The following is a 13755-nucleotide window of genomic DNA, read 5'->3' on the forward strand; positions in this document are numbered from 1 at the left end:
CGCGCTGCCAGGCGCTTCAGGTTGCGCGCGTCTACCGGGGCATCCGTCGCGACCACCACCATCACCGAGCCGTTGCCGCGATCCGTAGCGGCACTTCCCACTTGAAGCTCATCGCGCAGGTAGTAGCGGCCCAGCTCGCGGCCAACCGGAGCACCTGCAATCGTCAGCACACCTCCAAAGTTCGTCTGCACCAGAACCCCGACCGTGTACCCACCCAACTTCGGCGGCAGGCGCCGAGATGCGGTCCCGATCCCGCCCTTGAAGCCAAACGCTACCGTTCCGGTGCCCGCGCCCACCGAGCCTTCTTCGATCGGCCCGCTCCTGGCGTTCTTGATAGCGGCAAACACGTCCTCGCGGGTGATGTGTCGTCCGCGAACGTCGTTCAAGTAACCATCGTTGGTTTCGCCGACCAAAGGGTTTATGGACATGACGTCCAGGTTCCCTGGCAAAGCCAGCATGTAGTCGATCAGAGCATCGGCCACACGCGGCACGCTCAGGGTGGAGGTGAGCAGGATTGGGGTCTCGATCTCGCCAAGTTCGTTGACCTGGGTTGACCCCGCCAGCTTGCCGAAAGCATTGCCCACGAAAACCGCGCCCGGTACCTTTTCGCGGAACAGATTGCCGCCATGGGGCAGGATCGCGGTTACGCCGGTGCGGACATCATTCCCGCGAATTATGGTTGCGTGCCCAACCTGAACTCCAGCGACATCGCTGATCGCATCGAGCGGCCCAGCCGGCAGGATGCCAATCTTTAACCCTAGGCTCGAAGTTCGCGGGCGCGGAGTGCCAGCCGGATTCTGACCGCTAGCCGCTGCGGCGGCCGCCAGCAAGACTGCTGTGAACAAAAGCTTCTTAGTCATGTTCTGATAGCGCGTTCGCCGTGAAGGCTGCCAGTTCGGCGAACAGTGCCTCTGCTCCCGCTTCTCTCTCCTCGCGAGGCAGCGCAAGCTGTCGCTCGATCTGGGCTTTGATTTTTTCCAGAGTCGGATCTGCCGGGCTCACCGGCAGAGACTCAAACAGCTGCTCGTGCGCCCGCTTGCGCTCCATCACTTCCCAGCCATCCAGAATCTGGCGATGCGCCGGTCCCTCCCAGATGGCGAGTATCATGGCCTCCCGCAGCCAGCGCTCCGCGCGAAACTCATGCAGGGTACCCAGCCCCCCATGCACCTCCATTGCCCACTTCGCGGTTTGCACGGCGAATTCCGCAGTCCAGTATTTTGCGAGATGCGCCACAAGGCGGAAAAGATGATAGCGATCCGAATATGGAGGCTTTTGCTGCCACACTTCGTTCAACAGTTCGAGTGCCCACCACGCCAGCTTTGAAGCGGCCCGGAGTTGCCGCAGCCGATCCTCAAACTGACGCCGCATCAGGGGCTGCTCGATCAGCGCCCTGCCAAAGACTATCCGCTGCTGTGCAAACGATAGGGCATCGGCCATCGCCCGCTGCGCCAGCGCCACGCTGCCCAGGCTGTTAGCCACCCGCGAGAGATTCAGGACTTCAAGGATGAGGTAAATGCCATGTTCAGCCTGACCCAGGAGCCAAGCCTCGCTCTCCCGCAACTCAATTTCTCCCGTCGGCACGGATCGCGTGGCGATCTTGTCTTTCAGCCTACGGATCGAGTAATTGAGGCGGCCGTCCTCGCGCTGCCGCGGAAGAAGATAGAGAGCCAATCCGCGCACGCCCGCCCCAGAGCCCTCGGGCCGTGCCGCCACCACCGCCAGCTCAGCCCCGGCATTACTGGCGAAGTATTTGTCCCCAGTTAAGGACCACTGATCTCCCACGAGCCTCGCCGTAGTCTCGACCGTCGCGCCGAGGTCGGAGCCGCCCTTGATCTCCGTCATCCACGTCGCTCCTTGCCAGACAGCGTCATCCTTCCGCAGCAACCTGGCTAAAAAGCGCTGCTGAAGCGCGGCATCGCCGTACTTGATCAGCGGGACGATGGTGCCGAGGGAAACGGTATAAGGGCACGCCAGCCCGGGATCAAAAAATGATGTCACGTAGGTCCCCAAACCGGCGGGGAACAGAGTGTCCTCTTCGAAAACACGCCAGAGAACGCCGCTCTGGTAACCCTGTTTCAGCATTCGCCAGTAATCGGGTGAGTACAGAATCTCATCCACCCGGTTACTGGAACGATCGAACATTCGTAGCCACGGAGTGCCCGCGCGGTCTACCGCATCGGAGATACCTTGTCCTTCCGTCTCCCACCACGATGTGTATTCCTGCAGCCAATCCGGCATGCGCAAGCCACTCACGACCGATTGCAGAAAAGACAGTGGTGACTGGAGGCTATCAAAGCTCATGAGTGGCTCTCACTAGCGGGTTCTCACGGATTATTGATTGCTAGAGAGAGTATCAGGAAGGGCTCTTAGCGCTACCTGGAATCGCGCTTGAGCCGTTCAGCGGGCGTCAGCGTACCGGGAACCCGCTCGTGAAATCCCAAGGCCGCCCCTGCGGCCGAGGGACCTCTGGGCCCTGCGGACCCTTTGTTATAATTTCGATGACCTCAAGTGGCGCTATCGTCTAGGGGTTAGGACGTGAGATTCTCAATCTCAAAACCCGGGTTCGATTCCCGGTAGCGCTACCAAGTTTCGCCGACCGCCTAGTACCAAGCCACCGCCACTTCCACCTGCTCCAGGTTGAAGGATTTTTCTCCCTGAAAAAAGACGCGCCAGGCAGACTCGCTGCGGTCGATATCGCCAACCACGATGAATCCTCCCGGGCAGCCGTAATTGATACGCATGCCGGCGATGGGAGCGGTGGCGCCGGTGAATAGGCTGCAACGCTCGCCATTTGTCAGCTCGAGTGCCCAGGGCAAAGTGTCCTTCTTCCACTCTCGCGACGAATGCTCCGTCGGCAGCGGAGAGGTGAGTGTCACGAGAACCACATTCGTGCTCCAGGGCGATTCCGGACAGGCAAGGAGATTCGGATCTCCCATGACATTCTGAAAGCAAGGGTCATGAATTGCGTTCTCGATGCTGCACCGCCAGGCGTCGGGCCGGCCGGCGGATGCGGCCGAGGCGGCGAAGCACTTTCCATTTCCGCGCGAGCTTGCGGTGAGCCCAGGAGCAAGGCGGCCGGCCTGAAATGGCGTCATGATTTTCACTTGCGTGGCCGGGCCACAGGTCCGGTCGGCCGACAGAGACATAGTGGGGGCCAACAGCAGAATCACAACCGCAAGGGTTACGATCTTGGTGTACACGTTGATCCTCCTTGCCGTTTGACGTAGCAAGAGCTTTTGCTGTCGAGAAACGTAGTATTCAGATGCTTGATGAGACGTTAGCTATTCCAACCATAGAGCCATTTACGATCACTGCGGTTCGAGGGAAGATTGCGACATCCCAGCGGAAGCTCATCCTCGTTGCGTGCGCGCCAGGGCTCGTTTCAGCGTCTGGTCCAGTGCGGACTTCGCCTCTTCGTACTCTTGCTGGTTGACGCGTCCCTGCTGGCGATCGACCTCCAGTTGAAACAGCTCCTCTTTAAGCGCTGCCAGCAGCATCGCCGGATGGCTGCTCGGGGGCGCTATAGCTGTACTCTCAGCTGCGGTAGCTTTCGAAGTTAGTGTCACTGGCATGCCCGTCGAAAGCTTGGAGCTTTGGGTGGAACGACCAGCAGCGGTTGGAACAGGGGCCGGTTCTATGAGATCAGCTGTCGCTGCCCGAGCCCTACCTGTACCCGGCCGGGTTGCGATGTACACTCCACCGGCAACCAAGACTGCCACGACTCCTCCCAGAATCGCCCAGCGGTATTGATGGAGCGGATCAGGCGCATCCACGGGAGGTCCAAGCCCGCCACCGGGGCGATTGTCCCGTCCCATCGCCTGTGCCTGCTGATTGGCCGCGCCGGCCGGCGCTCCCGCCTCGCCTTCTTCCTGCAGCACTCCCGTACCGCTCACCCGGAATGCAAGATCCTTGCCGGGAACTACGCCGCTCGCTACCTCGACGTTCGATTGCCCCCCACCAGGATCGTTCATCGGCGAGTAGGCAGCCGAGTCCTTGGCTTCGAAATTCATCGACTTGGGAAGCACTACCACGAAGTGCTGCATATCGCTGGTTATTTTTGGCGTGATGGTCGCCTCACCGCTGTAGGGGAGATGGTAGGCAATTTCGAAGCGCGTCTCGCCCGGACGCAGGGGGAAGACAAAAAAGTACCTCCCCTTTTCTGCCGGAACAGCGGCCGAATTTACCGGCATACCTCCGGGACCTGAGGCCAGCGACTGATCGATCTGTGCGCCTTCCGGTAAGTAAAACTCATAAGTTCGGTCCGACATTAAGGAGCGCGGCGGTTTGGAATTATTCTTTACAGAAATCAATTCCAACACTTGCAGCTGACCGCCGTCCGCCTGCATGCGCATCACGTTGACGTTGGTGGTGATGCCATCCAGTTTTTTCGCTGCGTCGTAGACTTTGATTTCTACCGAATTCACTCCCGGCCGCACCGGTCCGCCAGAAGGAAAATAGTTCACACCCTGATGATTGACGCGCACCAGATGCGGAACATTTGCGTCATCTATATTCAATGAGAACTTGCCCTGAGCGTCGGTGCGCGTGCGTCCGACCTCGCTCATGCCTTGCGACAGGGCCATCAGTACGACATCGTCTCCAGCCGCGGGCTTACCGGTGGTTTCGTTGGTTACAGTTCCGGTGAGCGTCTCGGCGGACGCAAGCCCACCCGGAAGCAACAGACATGCAAACAGTGCAACGCGGAATTTCAAGTTGAACTCCAGAATTTGATCGATCAGGCCGGCTGGACGAAACACATCCCACTAACCAGCTTTAGCTTTTTCCAGGCGCTCGATTTCACCCAGAATCGCAGCTGCCTCGTCTTCCAGTGAACCTCGCATCGTCAGGTAATCACTCTCAGGGAACTTGCCGGCGTTGTACTCGAAATTCAGATCGCGCAGGTTCTCGTAGACCGCTTCCTTGCGTTCCTGCAGATAAGCCAGTCGAGTTTTCTCCGCGCCAGTATCGTAGTCGCGAGAGGGCGTAAATATGTAGAGTAGCAATCCAATCGTCAGCGCAAGACAAGCCAGCGCGGTCACAGCTGGGTCTCCTGACGCGCCCGCTGACGCAGAGCCTCGAGTTCGGCGGCGTTGAGATTGGTGGCTCCAACCGGCGTCACCCGGTACTTCCATTTCCGAACCAGCACGATTACCAGGCCGATACCCACCATCAGCGCCAAATAGGGTGTGATCCACGCAACTCGATTGAATCCTGAAGTCGGAGGCGCCGCCAGAACCGTAGGTCCATATTTCTGAACGAAGGCTTGCAGGACCAGACTGTCACTGTCGCCGCGCTCCACGCCTGCCATCAGTTCGGCACGCATGCGCTCGGAGTACGAGCAGCCAACATGATTGCACTCCAGCAGGATCTGGTTGCAGCCACACTTGCACATCAGCTTGTGCCCGAGATCCTGGAAGCGTTGCTCCGCGCCATCACCTGCGCCCATGAAAGCCAGGCTGACGAGCACAAGGATCGCGAGCTGCACCGGTCTTTGAATCAAAGCTCGCATTTAATCACCCACCGCCGCCGGATGGCCAGTCTCCTGCTCCACGGTCGCACGGGCCGGCACGCGCGTCGCGATGCGGACAGCAGTGGTGCTGGGTATCAAAGCGATCAGCGTCCCGATAATCACGATCTGGACCCCAATCCATATCCACATCACCAGCGGGTTCAGATGGGCGCGGATGATTGGCCGGCCGCTATCCTGATTCAGTCCGCTATAAACAAGGTATAGGTCCTCTTGCAGGGTCGAACGATTAGCCACAATGGTGGCTGCCTGCTGGCTGGCTTTGTAGAAGCGGCGCTCGGGATAGAGCGTATCCACATGCCTGCCGTTCTTGCTCACGTCGATGATTGCCCACTCGCTGCTGTAGTTGGGATTGTCGTCCTGAGTGTAGGACTTGCACGTCATCGTGTACGGGCCGATCGACATGCTGTCGCCATTGCCCAATTCGCGCTCGATGTCGCGATTAAAGGCGGCGCCGGAGAAGCCGATCATGATCACGATCACGCCGAAGTGCACGATATACCCGCCATAGCGGCGCGTGTTGCGCCGCGTCAGTTGCACCATGGAGGCCAGCAGATTCTGTCCCGTATGCCGTGCGATCACGCGCCCGCCGCGAATGAACTCGGAAAAGACAGTCGCCGCCACCAGCACCGAGAGGCAGATCGTGATCAGGGAATAGAAAGCCGCCGTGTCGCTAAATGGCCGGAAGCCAAAAGCAATCAGGATCACAGCGGTTGCGATCGAGAGACACGCCGGAACGAGGAAATTGCGCTTCAGACTCTCGACCGATGTTTTGCGCCAGGCCAGCAACGGCCCAACTGCCGTCAGGATCAGCAGCAGCACGGCTACAGGAATATTCACCCGGTTGAAAAATGGCGGTCCTACGGTCACTTTTGTTCCCTGTACCCACTCGGAAAGCACGGGGAAGAGCGTGCCCCAGAGAACAGTGAAACAGGCGACGAGCAGCAGCAGGTTATTGAAAAGGAAGCTGGACTCGCGCGAGACCAGCGACTCCAACCGGTTCTCACTGCGCAGATGCTCGCGGTTGCGCACAAACCAGTAAACACAGACAGCAAGCGTCAAGGCCAGAAAGCCTATGAACCAGGTGCCGATTGAAGACTGGGCGAAAGCGTGAACCGAACTCACCACTCCGCTGCGGGTGAGAAATGTCCCGAAGATCGAAAGCAGGAACGTGCAAAAAATCAACCACACGTTCCAAACTTTTAGCATGCCGCGCTTCTCCTGCATCATTACCGAATGCAGAAATGCAGTGCCCGTCAGCCAAGGCAGCAACGAAGCATTCTCCACCGGATCCCATCCCCAATAGCCGCCCCAACCCAGCACCGAGTAAGCCCAGTGCGCGCCCAAGAAAATGCCGCAAGTGAGAAATAGCCAGGTCACCATCGTCCAGCGACGCGTGATATGGATCCACTTCTCACCCGGATACTTCATAATCAGCGCTGCGAGTGCGAATGCGAAGGGCACGGTGAATCCCACGTAGCCGAGATAGAGCATGGGCGGGTGGATCACCATCTCCGGATACTGCAGAAGCGGATTGAGGCCGTTGCCATCTGGAGGAAGCGATCCCTGCATCATGGCAAACGGGTTCGCGGGAAAATTTACCAGCAGGAGAAAGAACACCTGGACCGCTGCGATCACCACTGAAGCATGCGCCACCAGTCGAGGATCGACGCGATAGCGCAGGCGAAGCACCAGTCCATAGCTGGCTAACAGCAGTGACCAGAACAGCAGCGATCCTTCCTGTCCGGACCATAGCGCCGCAAACTTGTAGGGCGCGGGCAAGGCGCGATTGCTGTGATGGAAAATGTAGGCGATGGAAAAATCGTTCTGGAAGGTCGCGACCACTAACACCGCGGCTGCTACCAGCACCGCGATGAACACCGCGATCCCGGCTCGCCGCGCGCTCTCCGCCAGACGGTCTGACGCCTCGCCCTTGCGGAGCAACGCCAACACTCCGGCAACGAACGTGAATGCGCTCAGCCCGAGGGCCAGCAGGAGAGAGTAACTGCCTAATTCGGCCATGGAATGCTACAAGGACTGCCCGATGCGGTCATTGTTTCAGAATCCGCATAGCGTCGCAAGTTGGTCGGGTTTGCGCGCGTGAGCGCAACCCGTGCCCATAGGCAAAATCCCGAGACCGCTCCGGAACAACGCCGTCCCCTTCTGGAAAGGGTTGCAGTTACGGGAATTGACTCCACTCCAAGGATTGTTTTCTTCCTGAAGGTAACCGCCTCCCGCGTTACCGTGGTGACGACTGGTTGCACCGCGAAAAAAATTGCCGTGGTGCTGTGGGAGGATGGAAGTGAAAGCAACAATCCTCATTGCTGAAGCAGACGAAACCGTGCGCAAGCTGATTCGTACAGTTCTCGAAAATGCCCATTACGACATTCGGGAAGCCTGCGACGTCAAATCCTGCCTGGAGACGGCCAGGACGGAACATCTGGACTTAGTACTGCTCGACTGCGTAAGCCTCGACCTCGGAGGCATGACTACACTAAAAAAACTGCGGGTCGGCTACCGCACGGCTGAGATTCCTGTGCTGGTGATGAGCGCCGTGGGGCAATACAGTTACGGCTTTGCGCTCTGGTCAAACGGTTGGCTGGTGAAACCCTTTCGTGTTTCGCAACTGCTGCAGAGCGTCGATCGCGCGCTGAATGGGTGGTCATTCAATCAAAGATCAACACTACCGCCGGCGCTGACGGCTGCGGGATAACCGTGTGCCTCAGTGGCTAAAGCCAGTCTGTCTGTGAACTGTCGCGTATGCAGGGCTAATGCCCTGCTCCAACCGGCCTTAGCGCCCGCGAACGTTTACGCGCTGAAGCCTCTGTCTGTCAGTACCTGCACCATCTTGGAAAGACGACGATGATCATCATTGCGCAAGACGATGAACTTGAATGGCTGCAAGGTTCCACCCACATGGGCGTCAGGCTTCAAAAGTTCAACAATTCCGCTGACGGGACCAACAGCCGTATTCAGCCTGATTTGGGCCAAGGTGCCGGCACTGACCTGGTGAGTGAGCCGGGCAAGGCCTCCGGTGGTTGAAATCTTATGCAGGACCCCAGAAATCCGTCGTCCACCCAAGGCGAAACTCACGGCTTCGGAGTTGGGGACATGCACTCGGGGAGCCCGCAAGGTGGGTTGCGGGTAAGTCACATGGGCCATACGTACAAGCTTCGCAGCCGCCGCAGCTATCGCCTAGATTACCGCGGGGCGTTGTCCGAATTCTTGTGGGTAACCGGTTTCAGAAGTGAAGCCCCAAGAAAGCTAAAGCCCAGCCAGGCAGCAACTTAGCTGATCCCATAACGGGTTTTGGCCATGTCTACGATTTCCCCGATCAGCTGGGTGTAGGACCTGCCGGACTTCTTTGCCGCCATGGCGAACTCCTGGGTGCTGGCCAACCAAGGATTGGGATTGGCTTCGATCACGTAAATCTCGCCCTTATCCGTCAGCCGCATGTCGACGCGCCCATAATCGCGTAGTTTGCAGGATCGGTACGCGCCCAGGGCGGTCTGCTGCAGACGCTGTACCGTCTCTTCGTCCAGGTCTTCCACCGGGGCGGACTTGGTGACCTTGTAGGCTTCCGTTTCTTTGTCGAATTTCACGTCCTGGCCGGCGATCCGCGGCGTGCCCTTGGGCAGCTTGGACAAGTCGAGCTCAATTAAAGGCAAGGCCTCGGTGTGCTCGTAGCTGCCAAGCACCGCGCCATAGATCTCGCGGCCTTCGATGTATTCTTCGATCAGCGCCGGAGAGTCGAACTCCTCCTGGATGTATTGCACTCTCTCCATCATCTCTTTAATGCCATTCACTACCGAGCCGTTGTCGATTCCGATCGAGCCGTCTTCCGAGATCGGCTTCACGATCAGCGGAAACTTGATGTCATCGCTGTAATCAACACGACCTTTATAAGAAGAAGCGAAATAAGGGGTTTTGATTTGATGAAAGGCAAACATCTTCTTGGCGATTGCTTTGTCTTGCGCCAGGAAGAGCCCATGCGGCCCAGTGCCGGTGTAGGGAACGCCCGCCAGATCCAGGTAGGCAGCAATGTTCATGTCCTTGGTATCGTCGCCGGCGTACGATTCGGTGAGATTGAATACCAGGTCTGCGCCGCACTTGGCTACCGCGAGCAGCGATTGGCTACGCCCGTCCAGTACCTGATAAAAAGGTTCGTGGCCTAATTTTTGTAACGCCTCAAAAATTTCTTCGCGGTCGTGCTTCTCTTTCTTCTTCTTAGTTCGCTTCTTGGCATTCTTACGCACGCGAACCTCGGGTTCGGGCTCGGGAGGCGGCGCCTCTTCCTCGCACACGTCGTACAATACCGCGATTTTCAGCTTCTCGCTGGGCATCGCTCGCTCCGAAGCATGTTCCTGATGGGGGAGAAACTACGAGTATGTCCTACCTGCGGGAAATCTTGCCCGTGATGATAGTGACGATCCCGGTACCTCATGGATCGCGAGTTCTACTCCTGCACAAATTTTCCACGCAGCAGATAATTCATTGCCAACGCCGTGGCATATACGGAGATTTCGGCCAGGTATTCGCGTTCGCGGCCGACCTCCGCAAGCAAACCCAGGGCGCCTACTCGCTGCGCTATTGACTCTATCAATTTTCTCACTAACGGGCGCTGCACGCCCGTCCAATACGTCACCTTGTCCACTAGTGTTTTCTGATTTTCGGTGAGCATGTCCGCTGCTGGGCGCACTCCCTTCTTGCGCCGCTTCGATACATTGAAGATGTCCATCAGGTCGGCATCGAGAGCCAACTCCGCCGGAGCGAGTTGCTGCTCCACCGCCTGCTGATAGAACTCCTTCACCGTGGTGGTCATCTCTTCCACGGTGACGTCCGTCTCGCCTTGGGGCTTCAGCGGTTCGACGTCCGCGAGGCGGTGAGCAATGCGGTCCACGTATTTCAACTTCTGCAGGGCGCCCCAATTTTTGTACTTCTCGCGCCAGCGGGAGCGGGGCGTCATCCAGACGGCAAAGGTCTCGGCAAAGTCCTCGTCGGGATGCTTCTGCGCATACCAGCCGGCAATGTGGCGCACGAAGCGGCGCGAAAATGCGATGGGACGATAATTCTCCCGGTAGGGCCTGCGAAACGGACCGAAAAGCTCACGCCACTCTAGCGTCTTGAAGAGCCCATACGCGTAGTTGAAAGCATGACCGGCTTCGTGCCGCAGGTACATCATGATCTCGCGCGTGTCCTCGAGATCGTTCATCTCCTTTTCCAGGCGCGCCAGTTGCGGATTGGCCAAATAAAACGGAATGCCAATTACCGGCTCGCCCGACGGACAGCCCCACTCGTCGGTGAGATAGCACGGAGGATGGAACTTCTTCAGCCCTTTGCGCTCCAGTTCGCGATACAGCTGCTGGACGAATCTCTCCAGCGGCGATCCCTCCAACTTCAGCCCGAGATCACGAATGGGCTTGCTGAGGATCTCCTGGACATCAGGCGGAGTTTTCTCAAACGCACGCACTTGGTTTCCGAAAGATTAGCACGCAGCGCCCGTGGGTACAGATGCCAGCAGGACCGGTCCGGTTGATTGGCAAGCCTTCACCATCCGTTCAACTCTCCTCTGAATTGTCATCACCAGGCCGCTCCAGCGGCCGAGGGATCTGCATTTCTTTTATCCACTGAAGTCGAGGCAGCTCGTCTTAGTGTTCTTTTGGCTAGGGGCGCGTTCTTCGCTACAATTTCCCTCCCACTTATGACGACCACCCCCAACATTCTTGACGTCCAGACTCGCAAGGGCCACGGCCAGAGCAAGCGCAGAACTGTCAAACGTTCTGACCAGGCCCAATGGGATCCCAAGCGCCGCTCTTTCGATCCGGTGTACCTGCTGATCGCCGCTAATCGCGACCGCATTCCCGAACTCCTGCCCATCAAGATGGCCCGTATGGCGGCATCTCCCTTCAGCTTCTACCGCGGATCGGTGCCGCTAATGGCTGCCGATCTGGCCACCCTTCCGGTAACGGAAATCAACGTTCGGATCTGCGGCGACGCTCATGTGCGCAACCTCGGCGCTTTCGCCGGCCCCGATGGCCGCCTCTATTTCGACATCAACGATTTTGATGAGACCGTGGTCGGCCCGTGGGAGTGGGATGTCAAACGCCTTGCCGCCAGCCTGGTTCTGGCGGGACGCGAGGCGGGAAACTCCGATCAGCTCTGCCGCCAGGCGGTTCGTGTCTTCATGAAGACCTATCGCGAGGCGATGCTCCGCTTCTCTGCCATGCCTAAGCTGGAAATGGCAAAATACCGGGTGCATCGCCCGTTCATCGGGCCGCCAGCCAAAAGTGTTCTTCGTAAAGCCGAGCACTCTACGCCGCTGCAAAATCTTGAGAAATTGACGGTCAAGAAACGCAACGGAGCGTTCCACTTCAAGAATGCAAAACCATTCCTGTATCCGGTGTCGAAATCTGTCGCGGCAGCGGTTCTGAAGGCCTTGGCCGGGTACCGCGAGACCCTCAGCCCCGAGCGACGCCATCTTTTCGATTTCTATCAACCCGTCGACGTAGCCTTCAAAATCGTAGGCATCGGCAGTGTCGGGCAGCGTGATTACGTCGTATTGCACTTCGCCGGCGGAGCCGATGACCCTCTTTTTCTCCAGGTGAAAGAAGAAACCCAGTCCTCGTATGCGCCTCTTGTGACATCGACCTCTGATTATCGGAATCAGGGCCAGCGGGTAGTGGAGGGACAACGCGCGATTCAGACCCAGTCTGATCTGCTCCTGGGCTGGACCTCATTCGAGGGCCGCGATTATCTCGTCCGGCAATTGAGCGATCACAAGGCTTCGATCGCGGATGAAGACCTGCGTGGCAAGGGCCTTACTCTCTACGCTCACACCTGCGGAGAACTGCTGGCCAAGGGACATGCGCGCTCTGGTGATCCGTGCACGCTTGCGGGATACTTCGGCACGGGACCGAACCTGGATAAAGCAATCGAACAATTTGCCGTTGCCTACGCCGACCAGGTCACGCTGGATTACGAGAAGTTTCGTGATGCCATCCGCGCAGGGCGGATCAAGGCCGCGCGGAAGGCATCGTGACTTCGGGAACGCCGGCTCGTTGACAACAGATCCCTCGACTGCGAAGCTCGTTCGCGGCGCGAACGATCTTCTTCGCTCGGGATTACGGCTGTGTTACGCCGTGCCCAGATACGCCTCCTGAATATACGAGTTCCCCAACAGCGACGCGCTCGAACCCTTCATGGCGATTCGTCCTGACTCCATCAGGTACGCATATTGGGAAATTTGCAGCGCGTAGTTTACGTTCTGCGCCACCAGCAGAATTGTGACTCCCTGTTTGCCGATGTCGGCAATGAACCCGAATATCTCATCTACCGCTTTAGGCGCCAGTCCCAGCGATGGCTCATCCAACATTAATAATTCCGGTTCAGCCATCAACCCTCGTCCTATGGCGCACATCTGCTGCTCTCCTCCAGAGAGGGTTCCAGCAAGCTGAGCGCGGCGTTCTTTCAAACGCGGCAGAAGCGCGTAAACTTTCTCCAGGTTCGCGGCTGCGCGCTTGCGAAACTCCGCCGGAAAAGCCCCCTTCAGCAGATTCTCCTCAACCGTCATCTTGGGCCATAGCTGCCGGCCCTCGGGCACCAACGTAATCCGCCGTTTCACTCGTTCATGGGGAGCTTCCCGCCCAATGTCCGCCTGTTTGAATTCAATGCGGCCCCTCTTTGCCCTTAGCACACCGACAATTGCGTTCAGCGTAGTCGTCTTACCCGCTCCGTTGGCTCCGATCATGCCTGCCACTTGCCCTCTTGCCAGTTCGAGTGACACACCCCACAACACTTGGACGCTACCGTAGCAGACCTCAAGGTCATCGCCAGCGGTTATCGAGCCGCCGTCGAAATCATCGAAGCCGCTCAGTAAAGCGGCGCGCAGCTCATGCTTCTTCGACATCACCGAGGGATCGCCAGATCGATCTGAATGATTGCGTTGGGATTGAAGTCGAGACCAGCTGAGCTACAAACGAAAAGACCGCCCGGCAACTCAGGCGGCCTTTTCTTAGGGAGAATAGTTCCGAACGGAGGCAAGACCTAACCGTCGAAACTTTCTGGCGAAATCTTATTGACGCTGAAGAAGGGGTGTCAAGAAAATTCTTGGATTTAAATACCTTTAATTTCAATCACTTGCAATTTTGCCACCAGCAAAGTTATGGCGCGAGAAAAGCCAACTTCTCAGGCCACTTGCAACAGTAAAGCGTCACTTTTCAAAAGCTTAG

General features: G+C 57.9%; 13 protein-coding genes and 1 tRNA gene. 4 read left to right on the forward strand and 10 right to left on the reverse strand.

The window, feature by feature from the left end:
- Positions 1 to 860 (reverse strand): P1 family peptidase (locus VEG30_18810; GenBank protein HXZ81988.1); only part of this gene is annotated, 860 nt, incomplete at its 3' end.
- Positions 853 to 2301 carry an acyl-CoA dehydrogenase family protein gene (locus tag VEG30_18815; GenBank protein ID HXZ81989.1) on the reverse strand — a complete coding sequence of 483 codons (1449 nt, stop codon included), beginning with the start codon at positions 2299 to 2301 and terminating at the stop codon, positions 853 to 855. The genes VEG30_18815 and VEG30_18810, both read right to left, overlap by 8 nt.
- Positions 2302 to 2510: 209 nt before the next feature.
- Between VEG30_18815 and VEG30_18820 the strand changes: the two genes are divergently transcribed.
- Positions 2511 to 2585: transfer RNA gene (locus VEG30_18820), tRNA-Glu, on the forward strand.
- A gap of 15 nt (positions 2586 to 2600) precedes the next feature.
- On the opposite strand, the gene VEG30_18825 is transcribed toward VEG30_18820, so the two are convergent.
- The 5 genes from VEG30_18825 to VEG30_18845 all read right to left on the reverse strand — a co-directional run bounded on the left by VEG30_18825 (position 2601) and on the right by VEG30_18845 (position 7549).
- Positions 2601 to 3200, reverse strand: coding sequence for a hypothetical protein (locus tag VEG30_18825; protein HXZ81990.1), 600 nt, complete (start codon positions 3198 to 3200; stop codon positions 2601 to 2603).
- A gap of 150 nt (positions 3201 to 3350) precedes the next feature.
- On the reverse strand, positions 3351 to 4712 hold the full coding sequence (locus VEG30_18830) for a carboxypeptidase regulatory-like domain-containing protein (protein ID HXZ81991.1): 1362 nt from the start codon (positions 4710 to 4712) through the stop codon (positions 3351 to 3353).
- A gap of 51 nt (positions 4713 to 4763) precedes the next feature.
- Entirely contained in the window at positions 4764 to 5039 is a 276-nt protein-coding gene (locus VEG30_18835) for a hypothetical protein (GenBank protein ID HXZ81992.1), read from the reverse strand.
- Positions 5036 to 5509 (reverse strand): cytochrome c-type biogenesis protein CcmH, encoded by a 474-nt coding sequence (locus VEG30_18840; protein ID HXZ81993.1) that lies wholly within the window; start codon positions 5507 to 5509, stop codon positions 5036 to 5038. Before VEG30_18840 ends, VEG30_18835 begins: the two co-directional genes overlap by 4 nt.
- Complete coding sequence (locus tag VEG30_18845; protein ID HXZ81994.1) at positions 5510 to 7549, reverse strand: heme lyase CcmF/NrfE family subunit; 2040 nt, start codon at positions 7547 to 7549, stop codon at positions 5510 to 5512.
- A 280-nt stretch (positions 7550 to 7829) separates the two neighbouring features.
- Between VEG30_18845 and VEG30_18850 the strand changes: the two genes are divergently transcribed.
- Both VEG30_18850 and VEG30_18855 read left to right on the forward strand, forming a co-directional pair.
- Positions 7830 to 8240, forward strand: coding sequence for a response regulator (locus tag VEG30_18850; protein HXZ81995.1), 411 nt, complete (start codon positions 7830 to 7832; stop codon positions 8238 to 8240).
- A gap of 149 nt (positions 8241 to 8389) precedes the next feature.
- Entirely contained in the window at positions 8390 to 8569 is a 180-nt protein-coding gene (locus VEG30_18855) for a hypothetical protein (protein HXZ81996.1), read from the forward strand.
- 245 nt (positions 8570 to 8814) lie between these two features.
- On the opposite strand, the gene VEG30_18860 is transcribed toward VEG30_18855, so the two are convergent.
- Positions 8815 to 9870, reverse strand: coding sequence for an ATP-grasp domain-containing protein (locus tag VEG30_18860; GenBank protein ID HXZ81997.1), 1056 nt, complete (start codon positions 9868 to 9870; stop codon positions 8815 to 8817).
- A gap of 113 nt (positions 9871 to 9983) precedes the next feature.
- The gene (locus VEG30_18865) at positions 9984 to 10997 is read right to left on the reverse strand and encodes a putative zinc-binding metallopeptidase (GenBank protein HXZ81998.1); all 1014 of its coding nucleotides are present in this window, start codon (positions 10995 to 10997) and stop codon (positions 9984 to 9986) included.
- A 231-nt stretch (positions 10998 to 11228) separates the two neighbouring features.
- On the opposite strand from VEG30_18865, the gene VEG30_18870 reads away from it, so the two are divergent.
- Positions 11229 to 12566: a DUF2252 domain-containing protein gene (locus VEG30_18870; GenBank protein HXZ81999.1), complete on the forward strand. Its 1338-nt coding sequence runs from the start codon at positions 11229 to 11231 to the stop codon at positions 12564 to 12566.
- Positions 12567 to 12659: 93 nt separating this feature from the next.
- On the opposite strand, the gene VEG30_18875 is transcribed toward VEG30_18870, so the two are convergent.
- A complete protein-coding gene (locus VEG30_18875) occupies positions 12660 to 13433 on the reverse strand; it encodes an ABC transporter ATP-binding protein (GenBank protein ID HXZ82000.1) in 774 nt (257 codons plus the stop codon).
- Positions 13434 to 13755: the final 322 nt, after the last annotated feature.

Source organism: Terriglobales bacterium (assembly GCA_035624455.1).
Classification (GTDB): domain Bacteria; phylum Acidobacteriota; class Terriglobia; order Terriglobales; family Acidobacteriaceae; genus DASPRM01.

Coding starts and splice junctions, on each gene's coding strand:
- VEG30_18845 (HXZ81994.1), bottom strand. CDS start 7,549: ATGGCCGAATTAGGCAGTTACTCTCTCCTGCTGGCCCTCGGGCTGAGC.
- VEG30_18855 (HXZ81996.1), top strand. CDS start 8,390: ATGATCATCATTGCGCAAGACGATGAACTTGAATGGCTGCAAGGTTCC.
- VEG30_18860 (HXZ81997.1), bottom strand. CDS start 9,870: ATGCCCAGCGAGAAGCTGAAAATCGCGGTATTGTACGACGTGTGCGAG.
- VEG30_18875 (HXZ82000.1), bottom strand. CDS start 13,433: ATGTCGAAGAAGCATGAGCTGCGCGCCGCTTTACTGAGCGGCTTCGAT.
- VEG30_18815 (HXZ81989.1), bottom strand. CDS start 2,301: ATGAGCTTTGATAGCCTCCAGTCACCACTGTCTTTTCTGCAATCGGTC.
- VEG30_18870 (HXZ81999.1), top strand. CDS start 11,229: ATGACGACCACCCCCAACATTCTTGACGTCCAGACTCGCAAGGGCCAC.
- VEG30_18840 (HXZ81993.1), bottom strand. CDS start 5,509: ATGCGAGCTTTGATTCAAAGACCGGTGCAGCTCGCGATCCTTGTGCTC.